The organism is Paenochrobactrum gallinarii, assembly GCF_014205685.1.
Classification (GTDB): domain Bacteria; phylum Pseudomonadota; class Alphaproteobacteria; order Rhizobiales; family Rhizobiaceae; genus Paenochrobactrum; species Paenochrobactrum gallinarii.
The window spans coordinates 315,909-322,793 of record NZ_JACIIU010000003.1; the positions used below are offsets into that span (position 1 = coordinate 315,909).

A 6,885-nucleotide genomic window follows, 5' to 3' on the forward strand; every position below is an offset into this window, starting at 1 on the left:
TCCTATTAGTGACTCGCAGCGGTTGGAAACCGCTATTTCGTATATAATGGTTTGTTTCGGTTGTAATATGGTATAACATTACGGAATGGCGAGACCTTGCAGCACATGTCAGCATATTCATCGGCCCGCGATAGACAAGCGTCTAGCGGCGGGTGAGCCTATAAAGCGAGTTGCGCTGGACTACGGATTGTCTCCGGTAAGTCTCGGCCGGCACAAGGCAAACTGCGCTGGGATCGTATCTGGTCCAACGATCACGAAAACAGCCAGCCGGGCCACAGTCGCACTCGCCACGCTGCCGAGCCGAGAGGAGCTTGGCGATGCCTATGGTGACCTGCGGCAACGCATCGACGATATCGTCAAGCAAGCGCAGGCGGCAGGCTCGCTTGCCGTCGCTATACAAGGAATGAACGCGCTCCGGCAATCGCTTGATAGCCTTGCCCGGATTGCTGGTCATGACAGACCAGTTACCTCACAGGTAACGGTCGATGTATCGGTCAACATCAACGCTGCCGTCGAAGCCGTCATTGCCGCTATCGGTCCGGAACCATCGCACCAGCAAATCATCCAGTTGGAGAGGCTCGTGGATGATGAGTGATGCGTTCACCCGACAAGTCGCTCGCGAGGCGCTCTACAGGCTAAGCCCTGCGACATGGGCGTTGCGGGCTCTCAATACTCGGCTGGATGAATGGCAAATAAAACAAGTGAGTGCGCCGGCAGGTGCACGCGTCATCTGCTTAGTGCATCGGCAGGCCGGCAAGACAACAGGCGGCTCTGTCGCTGTCGCCCACACCATGATTTATCGCTCACCGGGTTCGACATCGCTGGTGCTCGCACCGACGCAAAAGCAGTCTGCCGAATTTGTCCGCCGGCTACGAGAGAATTTACTCAAGGCCGGGCAGAAACTTGCGGTCGATAACACCTTCGGTATCGAAATTGAAAACGGCTCGCGTTGTTTAGCTCTACCGGGACAGGACGATGCCGGCATTCGAGGGCTGACCATTTCTGGCGGCGATCTCGTGATCGATGAGGCGGCTCGCGTGGATGACAGGCTTTACGACGCCGCCCGGCCGATGCTGATCCGCTATGCCCGCAGCGCGCGACTTATACTTCTTTCGACTGCATGGACCAAAGACGGCTTCTTTTATCGCGTTTGGTCTGATGGTGACGAGCACGACTGGACCAAGATCGAGGCCAGCATTGATGAATGCTCTCACATCGCGCCCGAAGATATCGAGCGTGAACGTCGCGCCATGCCAGCAACGGTCTTCGCTCGCGAATACATGAACCAGTTTGACGCGCTGGAAAGTCGATTCTTTTCGTCTGATGCAATAATGGCAGCGTTCGGCGGTGTGGTGGGACCGGAGCCCGACGAACAGGATGATGATCCTATTTTCGTTCGTCGCGCTGTTTTCAATACCAAAGTGTTTGCTGAGGAGTGAAGAGCATAACCTATAATCCAACCGATCCCAGCACATGGTCCCGAACTGCCGGAAACAGTTTTACTATCGGGCTTGACCTCGGCTTTGCGGCAGATCATTCGGCGCTGGTTGTGGGAGCCGTATGGCCGCAGGCGCAATCTGCAATAGGCATCATAGATACACGGCAACTACCCCTTGGCACACCTATGAACGAAGTTGCCGACCTCGCGATCGAGGTTGCGCATACGTACAATGCCCGGATCATTACCGACCTTTCCAATAATTCTGCTTTCGCTGCCCTCTTGGCCGCCCGCCTTGGCCGCAATCCTGCAAACCATATGGTTGCAGCGATCATCACCGGTGCCGACACACACGCCAACGCTCCCGTGCCCATGCCTGTGTCGCTGGGCGGAGTTCGTGCCGCTATACCGCGTTGGTCCTTATCCAAGGCCGAACTTGTCGAGACAATTTCAGCGGAATTAGACAATGGTAGCCTGCGCATCGGTAGAACAGGCGACTGGGGGATACTGCGCGATGAATTGATGGCTATAGAGCGAGTGGTTAGAAGGTCCGGGTCTGTCGCGTATTCCGCGCCTGCGGGAAAGCATGATGATCTTGCGATGGCGCTTGGCTTGTGCGTCTTCGGCTGCCGTCGATGCGGTCGGCCAGAGCGGAATCGGCAAGTCCGTGAGAAGCGATTCTCGGCACAGGCGTGGACTTGATCACCCCATTCAATCTGCTCCCCAAGAAAACGCTATCTATCAGCATTGCGCCCTTTAAAGCTCGACCAAGCGTTGCTGCCAAAACAGAAGATGCTCATAGTGATAACTGCCAGAATAGGAACAGCATAACGACTACCTTCGTCAAACAAATCTCGCGCATAGATTGCGACCGAAACTGTAAGCGACAGCAGAAGAGCAGTAGTAATTAACCAGACTTTCCGGCTATAGGCCAACCAACCAACAATGGCTCCAATTGCTATGGCGGGCCCAAGATTTGCCAGCCAGTACGCCACGATTAATGCCGTCCCAGAGGGCAAAAAGTAAAAAATAGCTGCCGCGACTGGAATGAGAACGACCAAAAACCGTAGGCCAAGTTTGTTTTCGAACAACGTTAATTCCCCCGTTTGGAATACTGCGGCTAAGGCAACTCGTTCTATAGCAAGTAGATGTGATTCGGCCAACCCCAAGTGATAATTAGCGATTTACCGGGATACCATCAGGCAAGAACCCACATGTATTATTGATGTATAATACGATAACCGCTGCCGGATTTAACGTTATCAAGTCCTGCCTGCCCTTAATAAATTTTTTAATGTCATTAAATAATTTATCTTCATTAAAATCCATGCGGCCTATGCATTCGTTCCATAATTTATCCCCCCCTAAAGCCTGTAGGTATACACCTGCAGTATGGAACACGCCCATCGTATAAATAATCTTCTCCTTTACAGGCCGCTCCGACCACGCCTCATATGTCATCGCATGGGCAGAATGAAGCGCGACTGCGCTTGTTACTAGCATCAAAAACAATAAGATTGAGCGTCTAAGGAACTTCAATTAACACCCCCAAATATATTTTCTGTCGGATATCTGTATCCACCGATACTATATACAACGCCGAGAAACGACCCCTATTGAGTTCCATCATAGCGTGTCATATCGTTTCACCTCAACTTATAAGCTTTGATCCATTAAACACTCATGGCCCCAAATATCTCATGGGCAACGTAGCAAAGAATGGCTAGCCCACCCAATCGAGAACTGGCTTCAGCCCCTCAGGCGGATTGGGGTAGCAGGCATGAGCGAGTATTTTCGCATTTTTAGCCTTGTGAACTAAAACATGGCAACCACTCGGTAGGTACGTAAGGAAGGTAGGCTTGTGCCCATCGTTTGCCAGCCTGCGCTCTATCACCCATCCCTGATCGAGGTTATGGGCGATGAGCGCATCCCCACAGGCTGGTCTCGGTACAAGTGCCATATGATTGCGAGTAAGCTTATTGTAGGGCGACCACTTTATCGACCGGTCGGAGTTTTTACGTACGATCGGTTGGCCGTCTCGTTTAGCTCCGTTACACTCGAGCCTCCACAATTCCTGCTGTGCGTGCTCAGCAATAGCATCCGCAGTCACACCGTCGATAACGAAAAAACTTCCCGCAGCAGGCACAATATCAAACCAACAATCCGAATGACGCGGCACGATAGTGTTTTCGCACGATGGTATAGTTGGCACCACCCACGGTGCTTGGAGAGTAGTATGTAACCCCATAACAAAATCAATCCCTTATAAAATTCTTATGCTCTTATTGAATTACAAACAGAGAGCCAAGTGTTGACAATTACCTTCGAGGTAATCGTCAACGATGAGGTTCGCACGGCACAACGCTGCCATCATGCCTTTAGACGGGCGTTAGTCATTAACGTTGGGGGCTGTTAATTACCTCCCCTAAAGGGGAGAAATTAACCACCACACCCTTTTGGGCAATTAACCGCAATTGACCAACTATTAACCGCCAATTTACCATCTGCCGTCTTTCCGTCATTTGCCCGAAGCTCCCGGCGAGGCATTTAAATCAAATTTGGCGGCATCATCCGATACGGAGTTCGTAACTTTAGACGCTTTGCAATGTTCCCTCGCCCACGGCGTAAGCTGCCAATTGACGTGCAGCCCCTTTCCCCGTCGCGCCGGCCCGGAAGCAATGGTCTCCACCCTTAACCACCCCTTACCCTTCATGACCTTGATGTTTTGCTCGACAATCGCTTGTAGGTCTTCCGGCTTCCACTGCTGACCAGCCACAGCAGTGGTTTTCGTTGCGACCGCTAATGCATCTTCAAGCAACGACCTCCCATTGTTAGCACCAGCAACGCTCGGGCTGTACGGGACGGTTTGACCGTCAACCATTTTCCCTTGAGCCACGGCGTCGAGAATTGCCCGCTGGATGGCTTGATGGTCGGGGGCAAGTGACAAGCTCGCAAGCGAAGAAAGCTGTGCGCGGCGGACCGCTTGTACCCGATCTCCATTTGGATATGTCGGCGGTTCAGGGTTAGGAAGCTCAACGCTAGTCAATTCGTACCATGGCGTCTCGTCGATACGCGGCGAAAGGTTGGATTTTGAGGCTACCGTCCGAAAGTACGCGCCGCGCTGTGAAGGAAGGACGCCAAGTTTCCTCGCCTCATCATCGCTCATTGCCACCGCCATAAGCGCTCGGCGGGCAAGGTTAACGATTGCAGATGCTCCACCAATTGCTTCGGCGCTGCCAAGGTCGGCACCCTTCTTGGTGTGATGGATGACAAGGATTGCGCAATCGTACTCGTTCGCAATCTGCTTGAGGGAACGAAGAACACCAGACATAGCGGCATTGTCATTCAGATTGCCCCCGCCGCAGAATACAACGAGGGGATCGAGAATGACGACATCCGGCTGGATCGATGAGAGCAGTGCCCTAAGTTTGACAAAGCCCGTCAGATCAACGATTGAAGCACCTTTGTCGCTGCGGAGAAAGGAGAGTGACTGCACCGCCCCGTCGCCTGCCCCCAAAAGATGCAATCGACTCAAGTCGTGCTCAGTCAGCCCGTGCGCCAAGCAAAACGATTGGATGCGCCGAAGCATCTCTGTGCGGCTATCTTCGCCGTTGACGTAGAGAGCTTTCAGTTCACGGCCAAAGATTGCGTCACCAAGTAGGGGACGCCCTGTCGCCGTCGAAACAGCTATGCCAATGGCAAGAGACGATTTTCCGATGCCGCCCGGAGAGGCAAGCAACGTAATTTCGCCACGCACCAGATCAGTTCCATATAGCCATTGGCGATGCGGGATGTTGCTGAAGACGACAGCCGTCGAAGAAAAGGGGGGCGGCACCGCAAGTAAATGAGGCGCGACCGGTGCTGATAGTTTGGTGATGCCTGCCATTGATTTCCAAGGGGCAGCATCAAAGCCGCGGCCCTCCGCCGCCTTAATAAGAGTACCCACCGTGATCCCGTTGCCCCTCCCGCCGAACGAATTCCAGTCTCTCTGAAAGTCCGTGTCACCGGTGAACTTATTACCACCTGTCTTGCACCATTGAAGCGTAATTTCTTCAGCTGCCGGCGCTTCCGATGAGTGGGCCGCCATCATAATCCGCAACCACTCATCCCGACCACCGTTGGCGATTGCACGGCAAGTTGCCAGCATCTCACGCAGACATTCGTTCTGTTTGTCGAGCGGCAAGCGTGCAAACCAACCCCTTGTTTCCACGCCCGCCGACAGATCATCATTCGCTGCTAAATCAAACCCGAGTAACTTCGAATGAACTGGTCCCTGCATTTCGAATACTGGTGACAGGTTGCGCCCAATGGTCAGATTGGCGGTATCAGTTTTGTCGAGTTGCATCAGGTCTAAAAAAAACTCCATAGCCCAGCGAGGTCCGGAAGCCTTCCCGATCATCTTGACGAAGCAGGGCTTACTGGGGTCTTTGAGATGAAGGCTGCCTGGCAAACGCATGACGCGGGCCGGGTCTTTCGGACTTCTGTCGGTGTCGAGCTTAGCGATGAGCACTGGTTGCCAGCGGTCAAAATCCGCCAACGACAGATCATCCATAACCCAGTAGAAATGCGCCTTGTCGTCACTCGACTTGACGATAGCCGTAGGGGTTGCGCCGCTCGCTCGGATGGCAGCCACGCAACGTTCAACCGCCATCCTGTCATCAGCATCAACCCAGAGGCTCCTCGCACGAACGATATTCCCCTTCTTTCGCCTGCCGCTACCATCGGTCTCGTTGATGGTTACGAATACGCCCATGCCGCGACCGGGCACATTATTCCGCTCGACAAACGGCCACACTTCGTCAAGCGTGCCATGTACAGATTGTGAAGCCCCCATCCTGCCTTCCGCAATTAACAGGAACGTGAACTCGACGGCGTTCGGGTCGAGAATTTCGAGGAATCGTCGCGCCATCCCTTTATCGTGCGACGGGACCGCTTCATGCGAGCCGGGAGGCATCGTCATTACTTCGGGCGATCCGCCCCCAATCTTGTTATCGAAGGTCATATCACTGCCTCAAATTAGAGGCCCGGTGGTAGCGGTACATTGCAGGGGATGTTATGTTGCAACAATTTTGAAGCTTGATCTCACACAAGCAACGTAACAACACATCCGACCGCAGCGCCCGCCCACCATCAGGCGGGCGTTTTGCGTTAAGCTACGGGCCGAAGTTCGGGAGCGAAGGAGGCGTGCGTACCCACATCATCGTCTATGCGGTCCCGTGTACGTGTTATAAGCCAGTCCTCCACATCCGCGCGGCGGTAAGCGAGGCGGCGCTCGCTCAACCTGACGAAGCGCGGACCGGTGCCATTGGAGCGCAAGCGCTGCAAGCTGGGAAGGGAGATACCGAGCCAAGCGAGACTGTTTATTATTTTGTGTAAGTTGCCGCTTCTTTTACAAGTGATCTTTCAAACGATGATCAAAATGTATCGTAAACCAATTCATGGCTAAA

The 6,885-nt window shown here is 53.4% G+C and carries 5 protein-coding genes; 3 read left to right on the top strand and 2 right to left on the bottom strand.

The features are described from left to right. The first annotated feature begins 187 nt into the window (after positions 1-187). The 3 genes from FHS77_RS05830 (at position 188) to FHS77_RS05840 (ending at position 2,140) form a co-directional block, all read left to right on the top strand. On the top strand, positions 188-595 hold the full coding sequence (locus FHS77_RS05830; RefSeq protein WP_184221221.1) for a hypothetical protein: 408 nt from the start codon (positions 188-190) through the stop codon (positions 593-595). After that, positions 585-1,439: a terminase large subunit domain-containing protein gene (locus tag FHS77_RS05835; RefSeq protein WP_184221223.1), complete on the top strand. Its 855-nt coding sequence runs from the start codon at positions 585-587 to the stop codon at positions 1,437-1,439. Before FHS77_RS05830 ends, FHS77_RS05835 begins: the two co-directional genes overlap by 11 nt. A 185-nt stretch (positions 1,440-1,624) precedes the next feature. Then, positions 1,625-2,140: a hypothetical protein gene (locus tag FHS77_RS05840; protein WP_184221225.1), complete on the top strand. Its 516-nt coding sequence runs from the start codon at positions 1,625-1,627 to the stop codon at positions 2,138-2,140. 32 nt (positions 2,141-2,172) lie between these two features. On the opposite strand, the gene FHS77_RS05845 is transcribed toward FHS77_RS05840, so the two are convergent. After that, positions 2,173-2,529, bottom strand: a complete 357-nt coding sequence (locus FHS77_RS05845) for a hypothetical protein (RefSeq protein WP_184221227.1) — start codon at positions 2,527-2,529, stop codon at positions 2,173-2,175. A 1,427-nt stretch (positions 2,530-3,956) separates the two neighbouring features. Then, positions 3,957-6,440: an AAA family ATPase gene (locus FHS77_RS05850; RefSeq protein ID WP_184221229.1), complete on the bottom strand. Its 2,484-nt coding sequence runs from the start codon at positions 6,438-6,440 to the stop codon at positions 3,957-3,959. Positions 6,441-6,885: the final 445 nt, after the last annotated feature.

Bases quoted from the DNA above. Each gene is read 5' to 3' on its own strand.
- FHS77_RS05850 (WP_184221229.1), bottom strand. From the start codon at position 6,440: ATGACCTTCGATAACAAGATTGGGGGCGGATCGCCCGAAGTAATGACG.
- FHS77_RS05835 (WP_184221223.1), top strand. From the start codon at position 585: ATGATGAGTGATGCGTTCACCCGACAAGTCGCTCGCGAGGCGCTCTAC.
- FHS77_RS05840 (WP_184221225.1), top strand. From the start codon at position 1,625: ATGAACGAAGTTGCCGACCTCGCGATCGAGGTTGCGCATACGTACAAT.